Source organism: Exiguobacterium sp. s140 (genome assembly GCF_018617035.1).
Classification (GTDB): Bacteria; Bacillota; Bacilli; order Exiguobacteriales; family Exiguobacteriaceae; genus Exiguobacterium; species Exiguobacterium profundum.
On the sequence record NZ_JACSJK010000002.1, the window covers coordinates 21,824 to 37,849 of the forward strand.

General features: G+C 48.4%; 21 protein-coding genes and 1 riboswitch. Of the genes, 14 read left to right on the forward strand and 7 right to left on the reverse strand.

Annotated elements, in window-relative coordinates; genetic code table 11:
• Positions 1 to 54: 54 nt before the first annotated feature.
• Positions 55 to 531: a GNAT family N-acetyltransferase gene (locus KNO61_RS08130; protein ID WP_078147847.1), complete on the forward strand. Its 477-nt coding sequence runs from the start codon at positions 55 to 57 to the stop codon at positions 529 to 531.
• Here KNO61_RS08130 and KNO61_RS08135 read toward each other — a convergent pair.
• From KNO61_RS08135 to KNO61_RS08150, 4 genes are all read right to left on the reverse strand, one after another.
• Entirely contained in the window at positions 526 to 789 is a 264-nt protein-coding gene (locus KNO61_RS08135; protein ID WP_047794733.1) for a hypothetical protein, read from the reverse strand. The genes KNO61_RS08130 and KNO61_RS08135 overlap by 6 nt on opposite strands.
• 60 nt (positions 790 to 849) lie before the next feature.
• Positions 850 to 1,335 carry an energy coupling factor transporter S component ThiW gene (thiW, locus tag KNO61_RS08140; RefSeq protein ID WP_214872910.1) on the reverse strand — a complete coding sequence of 162 codons (486 nt, stop codon included), beginning with the start codon at positions 1,333 to 1,335 and terminating at the stop codon, positions 850 to 852.
• A gap of 66 nt (positions 1,336 to 1,401) precedes the next feature.
• Positions 1,402 to 1,500, reverse strand: a riboswitch (TPP riboswitch).
• 45 nt (positions 1,501 to 1,545) lie between these two features.
• The gene (locus KNO61_RS08145; protein ID WP_214872911.1) at positions 1,546 to 2,286 is read right to left on the reverse strand and encodes a hypothetical protein; all 741 of its coding nucleotides are present in this window, start codon (positions 2,284 to 2,286) and stop codon (positions 1,546 to 1,548) included.
• 73 nt (positions 2,287 to 2,359) lie between these two features.
• Positions 2,360 to 3,052, reverse strand: a complete 693-nt coding sequence (locus KNO61_RS08150; protein WP_214872912.1) for a hypothetical protein — start codon at positions 3,050 to 3,052, stop codon at positions 2,360 to 2,362.
• A gap of 94 nt (positions 3,053 to 3,146) precedes the next feature.
• Between KNO61_RS08150 and KNO61_RS08155 the strand changes: the two genes are divergently transcribed.
• From KNO61_RS08155 to KNO61_RS08205, 11 genes are all read left to right on the forward strand, one after another.
• The gene (locus KNO61_RS08155) at positions 3,147 to 4,067 is read left to right on the forward strand and encodes an AAA family ATPase (protein ID WP_214872914.1); all 921 of its coding nucleotides are present in this window, start codon (positions 3,147 to 3,149) and stop codon (positions 4,065 to 4,067) included.
• Positions 4,068 to 4,069: 2 nt separating this feature from the next.
• Complete coding sequence (locus KNO61_RS08160) at positions 4,070 to 5,122, forward strand: DUF58 domain-containing protein (RefSeq protein WP_078147842.1); 1,053 nt, start codon at positions 4,070 to 4,072, stop codon at positions 5,120 to 5,122.
• A gap of 62 nt (positions 5,123 to 5,184) precedes the next feature.
• On the forward strand, positions 5,185 to 5,724 hold the full coding sequence (locus tag KNO61_RS08165; protein WP_078147841.1) for a ribonuclease FAU-1 family protein: 540 nt from the start codon (positions 5,185 to 5,187) through the stop codon (positions 5,722 to 5,724).
• A 49-nt stretch (positions 5,725 to 5,773) separates the two neighbouring features.
• Positions 5,774 to 6,904, forward strand: coding sequence for a tetratricopeptide repeat protein (locus tag KNO61_RS08170; protein WP_214872915.1), 1,131 nt, complete (start codon positions 5,774 to 5,776; stop codon positions 6,902 to 6,904).
• A gap of 238 nt (positions 6,905 to 7,142) precedes the next feature.
• On the forward strand, positions 7,143 to 7,586 hold the full coding sequence (locus tag KNO61_RS08175; RefSeq protein WP_214872916.1) for a MarR family winged helix-turn-helix transcriptional regulator: 444 nt from the start codon (positions 7,143 to 7,145) through the stop codon (positions 7,584 to 7,586).
• 27 nt (positions 7,587 to 7,613) lie between these two features.
• A complete protein-coding gene (locus KNO61_RS08180) occupies positions 7,614 to 8,606 on the forward strand; it encodes a ring-cleaving dioxygenase (protein WP_214872917.1) in 993 nt (330 codons plus the stop codon).
• Positions 8,603 to 9,232 carry an NADPH-dependent FMN reductase gene (locus KNO61_RS08185; protein ID WP_371816072.1) on the forward strand — a complete coding sequence of 210 codons (630 nt, stop codon included), beginning with the start codon at positions 8,603 to 8,605 and terminating at the stop codon, positions 9,230 to 9,232. Before KNO61_RS08180 ends, KNO61_RS08185 begins: the two co-directional genes overlap by 4 nt.
• Positions 9,233 to 9,322: 90 nt before the next feature.
• Complete coding sequence (locus KNO61_RS08190; RefSeq protein WP_074035407.1) at positions 9,323 to 9,802, forward strand: hypothetical protein; 480 nt, start codon at positions 9,323 to 9,325, stop codon at positions 9,800 to 9,802.
• A 40-nt stretch (positions 9,803 to 9,842) separates the two neighbouring features.
• Positions 9,843 to 10,910 carry a saccharopine dehydrogenase family protein gene (locus KNO61_RS08195; RefSeq protein ID WP_214687679.1) on the forward strand — a complete coding sequence of 356 codons (1,068 nt, stop codon included), beginning with the start codon at positions 9,843 to 9,845 and terminating at the stop codon, positions 10,908 to 10,910.
• Positions 10,907 to 11,404, forward strand: a complete 498-nt coding sequence (locus tag KNO61_RS08200) for an NUDIX hydrolase (protein WP_214685224.1) — start codon at positions 10,907 to 10,909, stop codon at positions 11,402 to 11,404. The genes KNO61_RS08195 and KNO61_RS08200 overlap by 4 nt, the downstream gene beginning before the upstream one ends.
• Positions 11,405 to 11,448: 44 nt before the next feature.
• Positions 11,449 to 12,243 (forward strand): GNAT family N-acetyltransferase, encoded by a 795-nt coding sequence (locus tag KNO61_RS08205; RefSeq protein WP_214872918.1) that lies wholly within the window; start codon positions 11,449 to 11,451, stop codon positions 12,241 to 12,243.
• Between the two features lie 35 nt (positions 12,244 to 12,278).
• On the opposite strand, the gene KNO61_RS08210 is transcribed toward KNO61_RS08205, so the two are convergent.
• Both KNO61_RS08210 and KNO61_RS08215 read right to left on the reverse strand, forming a co-directional pair.
• Complete coding sequence (locus KNO61_RS08210) at positions 12,279 to 13,064, reverse strand: SDR family oxidoreductase (protein WP_078147834.1); 786 nt, start codon at positions 13,062 to 13,064, stop codon at positions 12,279 to 12,281.
• Positions 13,065 to 13,137: 73 nt separating this feature from the next.
• Entirely contained in the window at positions 13,138 to 13,452 is a 315-nt protein-coding gene (locus tag KNO61_RS08215) for a hypothetical protein (RefSeq protein ID WP_078147833.1), read from the reverse strand.
• Positions 13,453 to 13,594: 142 nt separating this feature from the next.
• Here KNO61_RS08215 and KNO61_RS08220 point away from each other — a divergent pair, with 142 nt between their 5' ends.
• Complete coding sequence (locus KNO61_RS08220; RefSeq protein WP_214872919.1) at positions 13,595 to 13,903, forward strand: hypothetical protein; 309 nt, start codon at positions 13,595 to 13,597, stop codon at positions 13,901 to 13,903.
• A 54-nt stretch (positions 13,904 to 13,957) separates the two neighbouring features.
• Positions 13,958 to 15,559, forward strand: coding sequence for an LD-carboxypeptidase (locus KNO61_RS17235; protein ID WP_371816594.1), 1,602 nt, complete (start codon positions 13,958 to 13,960; stop codon positions 15,557 to 15,559).
• Here KNO61_RS17235 and KNO61_RS08235 read toward each other — a convergent pair.
• The gene (locus KNO61_RS08235; protein WP_031421927.1) at positions 15,548 to 16,012 is read right to left on the reverse strand and encodes a GNAT family N-acetyltransferase; all 465 of its coding nucleotides are present in this window, start codon (positions 16,010 to 16,012) and stop codon (positions 15,548 to 15,550) included. The genes KNO61_RS17235 and KNO61_RS08235 overlap by 12 nt on opposite strands.
• Positions 16,013 to 16,026 lie beyond the last annotated feature (14 nt).

The following is a 16,026-nucleotide window of genomic DNA, read 5'->3' on the forward strand; positions in this document are numbered from 1 at the left end:
GGGAGAAAGCGTATGAAAGAGAGAAAAGGACTAAAAAAAGAATGAGGTGAACATATGAAAGTAAATGAAATCACGATTCAACCGGTTGATGCAGTCAATCGAGAGGCGGTCATCGCCCTGACAGTGGACGAGAAACAATCTCGATTCATCGAGACGAATGCCGAATCCCTTCGAGAGATGATTGAGGATACGAAATACAATTGGCAGAGCTTTGCATTTTATGAAGGCGAGCGAGCGGTTGGCTTTATGATGGTCGGAGCGGAGAACCAGTCAGAACGTTACGTGTGGCTCGACCGTTTCATGATTGATCAATACGAACAGGGGAAAGGCGTTGGAACGAAGTGCCTACGCATGGCAGTGGAATTCATCCAGACACAATACGACGTGGATGATATCATCCTCAGTCTCCATCAAGAGAATGAAGCCGCGAAACGATTTTATGCGAAGAACGGCTTTTTCGACAGTGGCTTAATTGATGAATGGAACGGTGAAGCGATTTGGGTCTATCATACAAAAAACCGACCGTCATGAGTCGGTCGGATTCTCGGATGGACTTGTTTTTTGCGTGACATTCATAGCTGCCAAGAAGAAGGGGATAGCGGCAAAGAGAAACAAGGTAACGAACCAGTTTTGGAGAAATGGATCGACAAACGTCGGTTTTTCCAACCAGCTCCCGGTTGAGATTTCGGCGTACCAACGTATGTAGAGTGCGATGCGTTCGAGCGTATATAAGAGTCCGGACAAAAACAACAAAATACCACCCGCTACAAGTTGATTGAAACGAGACATAAAACCCCTCCTCTATAGATGTTGTCTATAGTTTACCATTTTCATCCAAAAAGGGAGCTTTTATTTGAGTACGCTCGGTCGCAACTGTTTGACACGCGACAAGACGAGCCAACCGAGAAGCGCACCCGTCAAACTAGAGGCAAGGAACGCCGGGACAAAGAAAAATGCACCGAACGTCGAACCCATCAACAGTTTTGCGTACGGGACGGCAATCAACGAAGCGATAACCCCAGTCCCGATGATTTCTCCGAGAGCGGCCGCATAGACGCGGTTCGTGCGAACGAAGAACATGCCGGCAAGAAACGCGCCAATCATGCCACCAGGGAATGCGAGCAGTGATCCTGTACCGGTCATGACGCGAATGAGTCCGGTGACGAAAGCGATGAGAACGGCTCCGATTGGACCGACGGTGACTGCGGCAATCACGTTCACCATATGTTGAATCGGATAAGCGCGGGCGACACCTGTAGGAATCGAGATGAACATCGAACCGACGACGGCGATGGCAACGAGCATTGCCATCCAAGTGAGTTGTTGAATACGCATGAATAGTCTCCTTTCAAAATAAAAACGCCACGTTTCCAGACGGAAAAATGGCGTGGACATACAGAGACGTATCCCAAGCCACTTCCCTACGCTGGTATGAGCCAGATCAGGTTCAAAGGGTCCGGCAAATGCCGTCTCAGCCCGAAGGCTCCCCTAGTGGTCGTTTATTGATTTGAGTATAGCATAGCTAAAATCGGAAAAGGGGCGAAATTATCCCTCATTCTTGGCTAACAGGTCCTCATAGTCCTTCTCGTTCCAAAAGAGCGGTGAGATGGATTCGGGGCCTTTTAAAATTTCTCCGTCCTGATCATATACGATGGCATATCCGCTCTCGACATCGAATACGAACAAGTCGGCAGTGACTTCAGTCACGCCGTTCCCGGCGATGATCACATCATCGATTGGCTCCCGTGCCAGTTCGACGCCCGCTTCATCGAGTTCGACGAGGAGAGCTGACGTGTAGGCATGGCGGTCATAGACCGCTTGGAATTCATCCTGCGTGAGGACGACATCGGTAGGTGGGGCACTTGTACCGAATTTCCGATTTTCAATCTCTTCGACGTATTGAAGGAAGGATTCCTCTTGCCAAAATAGCGGAGCGACCGATTCAGAGCCGTTGATCACCGTTCCGTCCTGACTATCGAAAATGGTAGCATACGTCCCGTCATCGAGCTTGAATGGGTAAATATCCGCATACGTATGCTCGAGGCCGTTGCCTGCGATGATGACGCGTTCGAACGTCTCCCGAAACGGTTTGATTCCTTGTTGTTCAAGGGCAGTAAGGAGCGGTTTCGTTTGTTCATATTGGTCATAGACGTCTTTAAAGTCCTCACGTGTCCATTCGGTGATGGGTTCATCGGGTGATTCGATCGGAATCGGATTGTCTGCCACTGTATCCGTACAACCCGTCAGTAAAAGTGCACTTAATCCGAAAATCGTCCATCGCCTCATGATTTCATCCCCTCAACTTACATTTTCCACCATTTTATCATTCGTTGTGAAAAAGCAGAACCTGTGCACATTCTCACTCGGGGTGAGGACGTGTCGCGTAGGTATCGAGTGTTCTCTTGAAGTGAAGTGTATCTTCTTCAGAAATCGTCACACCTGAAGAGGTGCCGTAGCGAACCGCATGATAAACGGACGGGTTCATCGGTAAATCGATGCGTTGGAACCACTCTTGCAATGTCTCATGAGCACGCAATCGCTTGGCTGGTACGAGAGATTGGTTAAATGTGATCAGCGCATCGCGAATCGGGACGTTCGTGAACGCTGTGAGCGTCGAAACGGACGAAGCGTTCTTGTTTTGTAGCGATTCTACAAGCGGGTCTATGCTTGAATCAACATGATCTCGTGCGCGCGCCAAACGTTGCTTTCGTTTTCGATAGACATAAAAACCGAGCAAACAGAATGCAATCAAAGCGACCAATAAACCGAGATTTCGTCGTGTGGACTCTCCAGAGCCCGTAAATCTCTCAAGAGGTTTTATTTTTCCTTTTCGAGGATCTAATTCATACGGATAATCTGCTTTAGATTCATCTATTAAAAGCATACTGTCTTCATCTGATTTGAAATTCGTAGGAGGACTATTATTTTCCTCGACCGGTATCGTTTCCGGGTTATAGAGCCATTCGAATATCCCGGTCGCAACCACCATCATTTTAAAGGTGACGAGAAGTGTGGCGGCAATCATGAGAAAAAACTTGTTCGTCCAGCGCAAGAAGTTACCTCCTTTTTGAATGTTCAGACTATTTGTTGTTTATCTTACCATAAAAAGGTAAAGTTTGATTAAGACAAAAAATGGAGGTCGTCATATGGGCATGGAGCAGGTCATCAAACAGTTGAACGAAGTGTATTTAGGAAAAGAGGATGTCGTACGCCTCTGTTGTACGGCGTTACTCGCGGAAGGACATATTCTATTAGAAGATGTGCCAGGCACGGGAAAAACGTTACTTGCCAAAACAATTGCGGCTAGCTTCGACGGGGTGTTTTCCCGGATTCAATTCACGGCCGACTTGTTACCGTCTGATGTGATCGGAGCAGACTATTTCAACATGCAGACGCAGACGTTCGACCATCGACAAGGACCGATCTTTGCGAATATCGTCTTGATCGATGAAATCAACCGAGCGGTTCCACGAACGCAGTCTGCCTTGCTCGAAGCGATGGAAGAGCGGCAAGTCTCCATCGGGGGAGAGACGTATCCGATGCCAAAACCATTCTTCGTCATCGCGACGCAAAACCCGATCGAATCGGCCGGGACGTTCCCGTTACCGGATGCACAACTCGATCGCTTCTTGATTTCGATTCCGGTCGGTTACCCTGATGTTGCGGAAGAGAGAGAACTCCTCTTACAAGTCATGCGTCAAACACGGAAAATCGTGGAGGCGGTTGCGACGTTAGACGAGTTACGCCGCGCACAAGAAGAAGTGAAGCAAGTATCGATTCAAGATGATGTCCTCGATTATTTACTCGGGCTCGTTCATGCGACACGAGAACACCAATCTGTCGAGGTCGGTGTCAGTCCACGAGGAGCCATCGCGCTCATGCGAGCGTCTCAAAGTTATGCCTATCTGAACGATCGATTGTACGTCATTCCGGAAGATGTGAAAGCCGTGGCACCTTATGTATTGGCACATCGTCTGACGTTGACGCTTGAAGGAGGCATCAAATCGACGAAACAGGACATTATCCGTTACATCTTAGATACCGTCTCTGTGCCGGTAGAGGGCTGAAGATGACGTTCTCGACACATAACGCCCTACAGAAACAATGGATTCCGGTTTATGGATTCGCTGGAGTGATTCTCGTATTCGTCCCGTACATGGAGATTGTCGGATATGCGCTTTGTTTACTTACGGGCATCGTTTGGTTCTTTGAACGGACACGGAAACAGTTGGAACAAGCTCTTCGGCTTCACGTACATAGCCACGAATCCCTTCTCTTTGTCGGGGATGAGACGGAGGTACAACTGATTTTAGATGGAAGTGAAGTCATCGAACGACTCGGGCTTCCCGTTCGCGTTCGCTTGAAAACCAATACAGCGCTCAGCTTTCCAGACCACGACCGGTCCCCGAACAGTCTGGATTTGACGTTACGGACAGATCAGGCTCGTCACGTGCTTCGTGTGCAGGCTGAATTCCGGGGACCAGCTTATATCGAAGAGTGCGTACTTGCTGTGACGCTCCCGTTTCATCTCGGGACGTATCTTCTTGAGTACCCGATCGAGAAACGATGGACGGTGTTGCCGTCCCTCACGTTACATCCTCCGGTCGGTACGAAACGATTGGCACTCGGTGACCGTCCTTTGACCGCATCACCTTTACGGAATCCACTTCAGGTTCTAGGTTCGAAGCCTTACGAAGGGGAACCGGTCAAAGAGATCGACTGGGTCGCGACGGCGAAACTTGGACGAGTCCAATCGAAAGTCTTTCAAAAGACGTCGCTCGACACGTTCACGTTCGCAGTCGACTTGAGTGGGCCGTCCGGCTACACATTACATCACGACTTCGAGTCGATCATCAGCCAGGTCGCATATGTGACGACTCGTCTCTTAAAAGAGGAGTGTAAAGTCGAACTGTTCATCAATCGCTTCAATGGTGAAGGAAAGATGGAGCATATCTCTCTTCAAGAGGGAGAACGAGGTTCACGCCTCATCCTCTTGATGTTGGCCGACCTCCATCCCGGGAACCGTTTCATCTCGACAGACGCATTCGTCCGTATGGTCGAGCGGAAACGCTTGAAGCAAAGTCATCTCGTTTGGTTCAATCAGCATAATTTGTACGACTAACAAGGAACTTTCCTTCTTCTGGCGAACTGTATCATATAGAGATGACCAAAGGGGAGATCTATATGGCAAAACGAAAGTATGCGAATCGACGAGACTGGGAACGGATTTTAAAGAACCGCTACGCGCAAATTCGTGTTCAGACGGAACAATTTTCAGGCGTCGTCGCCTTATTCCAAATCGATGAGGTTCGCGCACCATTATATAAAAAGCACAAAGGGGAAGAATTCATCGTGGCGGATGCCGGGTTTGCTTGGCTCCAATATTTCCCGGAAAATGAACCGTTCGGTGTGACGGTCATGTTCAACCCTGACGGTGAAATCGTGCAATGGTATATCGACCTCGTCGACCGAATCGGCGAAGAAAATGGCATTCCGTACATGGATGACTTGTTGCTCGATATTCTTGTATTTCCAAATGGCGATATCGTCAAAAAGGATGAGGATGAGTTCAAGGCGGCGGCTGAAAGCGGCGAATTGACGCCTGAACAGGTCGAACGTGGATGGCGTGAGTTCGAAGCGACGCTCGAACGGATCGAACGTGGAGACTTCATCTACTTTGATTTGGCAAAAGGACATTACGAACAGTTAAAACAAAAGCTATGAGCGAATTCACTCTCTCTGCTACAGTAAGAGCGTAGGAGGGGGAGTTTTTATGAAAAAAATTGAAATCGAGACGTGGGCACGACGTAAGCACTTCGAGTTTTTCAAAGCGTTTGATGCGCCACATTTCAACGTGACGGCAAACGTAGATGTCACGAACCTATATACATATGCCAAGGAGAGCAACCAATCGTTCTTCAAACTCTTTTTATACGGTGCGGTGAGATCGGCGAACGCGATTCCGGAATTGCGCTATCGGATCCGTGGTGAAGAGGTCGTCGAACACGAGGTGGTCCACCCCTCGTTCACGGTCATGTTAGACGAGGATGTCTTCAACTTTTGTGCGGCCACGTTCAATGAGGATTTACCGACATTCTTACAGGAAGTGACGACGCGGATGGAGCAAGCTGGCGATGAAGTCGTGGTCGGGGATGACGAGCCCGACGACTTACTGTATATCACGAGTGTCCCGTGGATCACGTTCACGAGTATCATGCACCCGACGCATCAGCAACAACATGACAGCGTGCCACGCATCGCCTGGGGCAAGTTCGAACGTCAAGGCGAGCGTCTGGTTATGCCGTTATCCGTCCAAGCCCATCATGCACTCGTCGATGGAGTACATATCGGAAAGTATTACGAAACATTGCAAGCTTGGTTAGACGAAGATTTTGCGAAGAAGGTGACCGACGTGCCAGAAGACCATGACTTTGATCGAGCCGTCCGTCTCCGTGAGGAGGGACAACTCGAGCAGGCGAAGCAACTGTTCCTGTCGCTCTTGCGGAAAGATGAAAAGAATCCGAGGCTACATGCGTACTGTGCGTGGTGCTATGACTCGCTCGGTGAAGAACGTCAAGCGGTCCCGCATTATGAACGGGCCATCCGACTCGGGTTGACGGGGGAAGAGTTGGCGGAATCATATCTCGGACTCGGCAGTACGTATCGGGCACTCGGACGATACACGGAAGCGGAACAGTTATTTGAAGAGGCAATCGAGCAATTCCCGAATCACGGGGCGCTCAAGGTATTTCAAGCGATGACCCATTACAACGTCGGTCGCCATGAAGAAGCGACGGGAACGTTACTTGAACTGCTTGCAAGTCCGAAACCGGACGAGAGCATCGCGCGGTACCGGCGTGCTATCGCATTTTATGCAAGAAACTTAAATGAGACATATGACTAAAGGAGAATGACATGATTTCATTACGCCCGATCGATGCACAAAATTGGTATACATGCTGTCAAATTGGAATTAAGTGAGCAACAACAGTCGTATGGCGAGGGCAATGAGACGGGAACTACCCGTCTCATTTTTTTGAATCAAATCGATTGACGGAAGAATTGTCGCATGATATATTTATCTCGAATTAAAGATATTTGAATTTAAGTTAATGGCTCTCTTGGACAAAGGAGGGAGACAGATGGAACCATCTGATGCACTAAAAACAATTACTGTGCTGTTACGTGCCTCTCAGTCGTTACAAGACCTGGTGAAGCAGGAAGTGGCGTCTTACGGGTTAAACGCGACCGAGTTCGCCGTACTCGAGTTTTTATATCATAAAGGGGATCAACCGATTCAAGTCGTCGGGAAGAAAATTCTCCTCTCGAGCGGAAGCATGACGTACGTCGTGGACCGGTTAGAAGAAAAAGGATATCTCATTCGTAAGGCTTGTCCGAGCGATCGTCGCATCACATACGCTGCGCTGACAGATGCCGGAGAGCGCTTGATGCAAGATATTTTCCCTAAGCATAGGGAGCATATGAACGCTGTGTTTGAAGGGATGCAATTAAACGAAACGATTGAACAGTTGAAACAAATAGGAAAGCGGGCAGAAGCCGCAAAAAATTTTAATCATGTATCTTGAAACCAAGATATAAAAGGAGAGAGAATGATGAATCATGTTAAAGGAATTCACCACGTCACAGCAATCACGAGTAGTGCCGAAAAAAACTACGATTTCTTCACTCACGTGTTAGGCATGCGTTTGGTGAAAAAAACGGTCAACCAGGACGACATTCAAACGTATCACTTATTCTTTGCGGACGATAAAGGAAACGCAGGGACAGATATGACCTTCTTCGACTTCCCAGGTATCCCGAAAGGTAAGCACGGAACGAATGAAATCGCGAAAACGTCGTTCCGCGTACCGACAGATGAAGCGTTGACGTATTGGGTCCGTCGCTTCGACCGTCTCGGCGTCGAGCACGAAGGGATTCAAGAACAGTTCGAGAAGAAGACGCTCTCGTTCATCGACTTTGATGAGCAGGCGTATCAACTCATCTCGGATGAGTTCAACGAAGGCATCGCGTCGGGCGAGCCGTGGAAGAACGGTCCAATCCCGCTTGAATACGCGATTACGGGACTCGGTCCAATCTTTATTCGCATCGCAGATATCACATATTTCAAACAAGTGATGGAGCAAGTGATGCTGTTTAAAGAGATCGGGCGAGAAGGTGATGTGTATCTCTTTGAAGGAGGTGAAGGTGGAAACGGAGCGCAAGTGATCGTCATTCACGACGAGACATCTCCACAAGCGCGTCAAGGGTTCGGTACCGTGCACCATGTCGCATTCCGTGTCGAAGACCGTAGCGTCCTCGATGAATGGACAGCACGTCTCCAACAGTTCGGTTTGCCGACTTCTGGCTACGTCGATCGCTTCTTCTTTGAATCATCCTATGCACGTGTCGCGCCGCAAATTTTGTTCGAATGGGCGACAGATGGACCTGGATTCATGGGAGACGAGCCGTACGAGACGGTCGGTGAGAAGTTGTCACTCCCGCCGTTCCTCGAAGCGAAACGTTCGCAAATCGAGGCGATGGTACGACCAATCGATACGGTCAGAAGCACGAAAACATTTGAGAAAGAATATGAGGGCATGAAATGAGTTTCTTAAATCGCTTGTTTGGAAAATCAGATGCATCACAACATAACCAAGGAGGAACTACTATGTTAAACATCGGAATCGTACTCGGATCAACTCGTGAAGGTCGCGTCAGTCCACAAGTCGGGGAATGGGTGAAAGAACTCGCCGACAAACGTGGCGATGCCAACTATGAAGTCATCGACATCGCAGACTACAACTTGCCACTTCTCGGCGAAGCGGGTCAGGACGCATCTGGCGTTGCAGCCTGGTCGGAGAAAATTGCGCAAATGGACGGATTCATCTTCATCGTCCAAGAATATAACCATTCCATCTCAGCATCTCTTAAAAACGCACTCGACTACTTACGCGTCGAATGGAACAACAAAGCAGCCGGAATCGTCTCTTACGGTTCTGTTGGTGGAGCACGGGCAACAGAACATTTACGGGGCATTTTGAGTGAATTGTCAATCGCTCACGTACGTGTCCATCCTGCACTCTCACTCTTCACGGACTTCGAGAACGGTACGCATTTCGCTCCGAAAGAAGTTCAAGCACAATCGGTAAACGATATGCTCGACCAACTCCTTCCATGGACGGAAGCGATGCAATCGGTCCGTATGAAAGCCGGAGAAGTTGCAAACAATTAACAAATCGCGAAGCCAGCCTGAATTTAGGCTGGTTTTTGTGCGTTTTCAGAACAGGTCGTGTAAAGTTGGAAGGGATTAGGGGGAGTGCAGATGTGGAATCGTAAAATCGTCACAGCATCCATCGCTTCGCCCGTCTATGCGATTCTGTTAGCGTGTGGGGTCACTATGATGGGTCTACGAGAAAATGGAGGGATGAGTGGCGTACTGAATGGCTTCCTTTTGATGACGGTTGCCTATGTAGCGGTCAGTTTTCCGATCATGTTGACCTACGGTGTCGTGACCTCATGGTGCAGTGACTGGTTGGCGAATCGACTCAGTTCGAAACGATTCAGGTGGTTCACTTCGTTTGTTTTACATATACTATTCGGACTCGTCTTGTCATGGCTCAGTCTTCTCGCAGCGACCTTGTTTTACTTGGTGGATCGTCTACTACAGCATCGGGGAGACATAACAAAACTACAAACAGTGAAAAGTCTGCTCATCCCAATCGGATATTTGCTTATTGTAACGGGAAGTGTGTATATCATCGATGTCATCCAAGATCTTTTCGTTCGATTCAACTTCTTTTAGGGAAACGAACAAGGATACATTAACATAAGGAGGGGTAAAAATGAGATGGATGATTTATGGGGCGAATGGCTATACGGGTGAGCTGATTGCACGACAAGCCGCTCGTGACGGAATGCGTCCGGTTCTTGCCGGACGAAACGCAAGAGCGATTCATCGCCTAGGAGATGAACTGGGTTGCGAAACATCGATTTTCGCATTGAGTCGTGAAGCCGCAATCGAGGCGCTTCACGATGTAGATTTAGTCCTTCATTGTGCAGGTCCTTTCACGGATACGAGCCAAGTGATGATCGAGGCATGTCTAGAGACAGGTACGCATTACTTAGATATTACCGGGGAAATCGAAGTGTTCGAATATGTCCATTCTAAACAGCAAGCGGCTCAAGCCAAAGAACGTGGTGTGATTTTATGCTCGGGTGTCGGATTTGATGTCATTCCGACCGACTGTGTCGCGCGGAAATTAAAAGAGTTGATACCGGATGCGACAACACTCGCTCTTGGCTTTTCGGCGGCAGCCGGCATCTCACCAGGAACCATGAAGACGGCCGTTCGTGGACTAGGGTCGAGTAGTGTGGAACGTGTGAACGGCAAATTATCATCATTTCCAATTGGGGCAAAGCGGAGAACGATTGATTTTGGTCGCGGAAGCCGTACCGCCATTGCGATTCCGTGGGGAGACGTTTCGACCGCCTACTACACGACGGACATTCCAAATATTACGACTTGGGTTCCTGTACCGACAGCGGCCGCCTATGCTGCTCGCGCTTTGTCATGGTTCAGCCCGATTCTCGGAAAAGAGGCCGTGCAGGAACGCTTGCTCCGTTATGTCGACGAAAACGTATCGGGACCAGACGAGGCTGTACGTGAAAAATCATCGACGTACGTATGGGGCGAAGCAACGAATGAGGAAGGACGAAAAGTAGTCGTCCGTATTCAAACGGCAAGTACGTATGCCTTCACTGTTTACGGGGCGCTCGCCGTCGTCAAGCGGTTGCTCGGTTCGGGTGGGATGCTTGCCGGAAGCTTTACACCAGCCATGCTATTCGGATCTCACTTTATCGAAGAGATTCAAGGTTCCTCTTCGTTCGTGATTGATGAGATTCGTCCATGAATCGAGAAGTATGGGATTTACTCGACGAAAACCGGCAACCGCTCGGTCGAACGCACTTTCGTGGGGATGAATTAGAGCCGCATACGTTTCACACGGTCATCGAAGTGTTCACGTTCGATCCAGATGGGAGATTATTGCTGTCGAAGCGTCATCCGGATAAGACGTATCCGCTTCTGTGGGAAGGGACGGGCGGCTCGATTTTGGCTGGGGAAACGAGTCGACAAGGTGCGGTCCGTGAGCTAAGAGAAGAGTTAGGACTATATGTATTGCCTGAGCAACTCCGGTTCGTGACAACGATTGAGCGGGGCACATATTTCTTGGATATGTATTGTCTCGTGTGCGAGAAACCGATTGACCTCGAACAACTATTACTGCAAGTAGATGAAGTCGTCGATGTGACATTACAAGAGTGGGAGACGGTCCTTGAGTGTGTAGAACTCGTCCCTTCAGTCCGGGAACGGCTGATTCAATACGGTCATCTCATTCGACCGTGAACATGTGCTACACTCAACATAGAATATATAAGGGAGGGAACAGCGTGAATCGTTTAGAATTGGCAAGGCGTATCGAACGCATCAAAGCAGAGGGGACGTCTGCTTACATTCGATATCGTAAACAAACCCCTCCCTATGAAGGTGCGGAACTACACGTAGAAGGAAAAGGGCACGTGTTCAAAATGGGAAATATGAGTTTTGCGGTCGGATTCGGATTGAATCGGCCGACAAGCTTTTACGACCTGCATCAAATGGAAAAATGGGTGCGTGGGAAGAACGTATCACGTTTACATATTGAAGTTTGCCCATTAGCGGAAGATTCCTTGCTCCGCTTATTGCAAGAACGTAACTACACGCTCGATCATTTTTTGGACGTATGGACGTTGGATTTGACACAGCATGCCTCCACATCTGTACCGACCCAGGTCGAAAAAGTGAAGGATGAGACACTCCATGAGTGGGCATACGCCATTGCGGCTGGATTCGCCGAGTCGGGCACAATCCTTCAAGAGACGGTCGATACAGCCAAAGGCTTTTACGCACTACCGAGTAATCATGCTTATCTCGTGCGAGAAGAGGATGCTGTCGTAGCGGGTGGGATTTTAGCCACGCAAGACGGGATTGGAGAATTGTTTCTGACGAGCACCGTTCCGACGTATCGGCAAAAAGGGTACCAGACACAACTTATTTTGGAACGAATTGCCGAAGCGAAAGCACTTGAATGCAATCTGTTGACGGTCACGACGAAGGTCGATTCGGCATCCGGTCGCAACATGGAGCGGCTTGGGTTTCAGCCGTTCTATCAAAAAGCGGTCATGAAAAGTCCAATCCTTAAATAAGCAGGTCGCCTCGGGTGAGGTGACCTGCTTTTCGATTACAAGAGCGATTCAGCCCCATCGACGTATACTTCAGAGCCCGTGACGTGGCTCGACATGTTGCTCGCGAAAAATAAGACGACATCGGCGACTTGTTTCGCGGAGCCCGATTTTCCGGCAAGCGGTTGATTCCCAAGTGGATATTCGATTGGAATGACAATTTCTTCGAGCAACGCATCGTCTCGATTGGTCGAATCGTCAATATTCGTATCGATGGCCCCGGGACAGATAGAATTGACACGAATCCCGAATTGAGCGAGTTCCGCAGCAGCCATTTTCGCAAAGCCGGTTTGACCTGCTTTTGTCGTCGCGTAGCCACTGAATCCGAAATTTTTAAAATAGCGGTTCCCGTTGATCGATGAAGTGATAATGATACTCCCGCCATTCTCTTTCAAATGAGGAATAGCATGTTTGACGGTCAAAAAGGTTCCAGTGAGGTTCGTCTCCACCACGCCATTCCAATCATCCAATGATAAATGTTCAATCGGTGTGATGGTCCCGTTTCGACCGGCGTTCGCGAAGACGATATCGAGTTGACCAAATCGTTCCATTGTCCGTTCGTAGGCCTCTTTCATTGCGGATTCATCCGACACATCTGCACTGATGCCGATAGCGCGTTCTTCCCCGACAAGGCTTGCGAGACGCATCGCATCTTCTTCATTCAAATCGACAATGGCGACTTTTGCTCCGGCTTGAACGAAGCGGATGACCGCGGCACGTCCGATTCCGGAGGCTGCCCCGGTCACAAACGCTACTTTTCCAGATAGTAATTTATTTGAAATCAATCCGATCACTCCTTTTTATGATTCTGTTCTCATATTCCACAGTTCTGGAAAAGTTACGCTTCATTTCAAAAAATCATGGAGCGGTGACTTCGATGGTGCGTGCGATGTTCAAGTTCGAATCCGTCGGGATGACCTCGATTGTCACCAGTTGGCCGCTCTGTAACCCTTGTACGCTATTGACGATGCCGGTGACTTCGGTTTGATCATTGATTAAGATGACACGCAATGTGACTTCTTTAGAGGATTCGGTAGATTCAATCAATATTTGGGGGATATCGATTCGTTCAATCTGTCCTTCGACCATATTGTCATTCCACGTGCTCATCCAATAAACGGCGACTAAAAAAAGACCGAGAAAGATTAAGGCAAAGGTTAATCGTGAACGCATGCACACCTCACTCCTTTGTTGTCCCGTTTCGCATCTTGTCTAATTTACCTTTACCCGGAAATTCTCTCTTTACTTGAAAAAATAGTAGGAATCACAAGAAAAATGGGGAATAGAAAGGAAAACGAAAAGGTGAGGTGTGGGCATGTGGATGATGATTAGTGCGCTAGGATTGGTTGCTTGTGTATGGATCGGGTTCGGTTGGTTCACCATTGGTAATGCAAAGCGACGGGTATGGGGAGGTCTTTTTTCACTCAGTATGACTTGCCTGTTCGCACCGCTCTTCCTCGTGAAACTGGGAGAACAGTATGGATTTGTGGGGATTCAAGTAGGGTTGACCGCTTTATTTGGTGTACTCGCAGGTGCATTTTTCTTTGTGGCACTCGGATGGACAGGACGCCCGGCGAAAGTTCGAAAAGTGAGAACGTTATCGGAAGACCCTGATTTATTTTGAAGCATGACTTACCACTCCTACGGTATAATGCGGTCATAATGATGTTACGAGGGAGTGGGGATCATAATTAAACCGCCAAAGTTGCAAGTGGGGGATACGATAGGGATCATTACGCCTTCTTTTCCGGCACCTGTTCAGTTTGAGGGGCGTTACCAACGTGGGGTTGAACAGCTCAAGCGGATGGGATTCAAGGTGAAAGAGGGCACGTGTACATATAAAACAGAAGGATATCGGTCCTCGTCCATTCGGGATCGTGCTGACGAATTGAACGCATTTTTACATGATCCTGAAGTGAAAGCGATCATCAGTACAATTGGTGGAACAAATTCGAACTCGGTGTTACCATATATCGATTATGAACAACTCCGACGTCATCCTAAAATCATCATGGGATATAGTGATGTCACGGCAATCTTGATGGCCTGTTATGCCAAAACGGACGTCGTCACATTTTACGGTCCGGCAATCGTCCCCTCATTCGGTGAATACGGAGGGATGTTCGAGACGGGGGAGCAATATGTCAAAGACATCCTCTGTTTAGAACGAACGGCTCCGTTTCAGTTACATATCCCTGATGAATGGACGGAAGAGATGCTCGATTGGTCGACGCAACAACGTATCAAGACGTTCCAACCGAATGAAGGATGGATTTCTCTGAAGGATGGAAAGGCAAAAGGAACGTTGATTGGCGGGAATCTGAACACGATGTCTGGGTTCTTCAAGTCGGATTATTATCCCGATTTGAAAGGTGCGATTCTATTCCTAGAAGACTCGTTTAAGACGATGGCTGAAGAAGAACGTTCGCTTAGTATGCTGAAGCTGGCGGGTGTGTTTGATGAGATTTCGGGTCTGATTATCGGGAAGCATGAGCATTTTCAAGATCAATCAGCTCCCTTCTCATTCAACGACTTGTTGCTTGAAATCATCGGAGAAAAAGATTTTCCGATTTTGACGAATGTCGATATCGGTCACACGTTTCCATCACACGTTTTCCCGATTGGCATTCAAGTTGAGTTAGATACGACGAATGGGATTATCCAACTTTTTAGAAGATGGGGTATCGGAATGAAGGAGCACCTCACTATTTTTGACGAGAATCACCGGAAAATAGGGGAGAAGGAGCGAAATCAAGTTCATGTTGACGGGGATTGGCATGAGACGTTCCACTGCTGGTTCTGGAAAGAAGACCTCATTTATCTTCAGCGGAGGAGCATGGATAAACAGGATTTCCCGGGGAAATATGATATTACGGCAGCGGGACACCTCGCAACAGATGAGACAATAGCGAATGGCGTTCGTGAAATTGAAGAAGAGCTCGGACTGTCATTGACGTTCGAACAGCTCACCTTTATGGGAATCTTTGAAGACGTGATTGAACTGGACGAGTTTCTTGATCGCGAGTTTGCACATACGTACGGCTACGTCTATCAAGATGAAACACTTCGGTTTGACGACCAGGAAGTGATGGATGTCGTAGCTGTTCAAAGAAATGAACTGATGTCGATCACAGCAGGACGCATGTGCACGATTGAGGGACGCTCACTGATGACGAATCATCTTGTTCAAGTCACGCAAGCCGATTTAGTTCCGCATCGTCAGACTTACTGGCAAAACGTATTTGAGAGTTTGACACGAATGGATGCCTCAAATCGTTAAGGAAAGAATACGTTGTTCGCCGATCGGTCCACCGATTCGACGTCCGGTATCGCTCCACCCAACGTTCGTATAAAGGGAGAAAGCGGCTTCGTTTTTCAGATTGACCGACAGGACGATTTCACGAATGTGAGGGAAATGTTGCTTTACGAACTGCGGAAGTGCTTGGAGTGCCGCTTTAGCGTAGCCTTTCCCTTGGTCCTCATGGTTAATAGCAAAGGCGGAGAAGAGCAAAGCATTCGACTCGGTCGTATAGGAAATGACGCGTTCGTTGTCATGCAGTAAGAACATCCCGACTGGTTTCGATGCGACGATGACAATCGGATGAACGCCATCAGGTAATGGATCATCCATGTCTTTGGGCAGGGTCGTATACTTTTCTTGGTCCGTCGGTAGTGCGAACGTATTGAGAATCGATTGATGCGTATCATTTCGATATTCGAGCGTAATTTTCATAAGGAGTCTCCTTC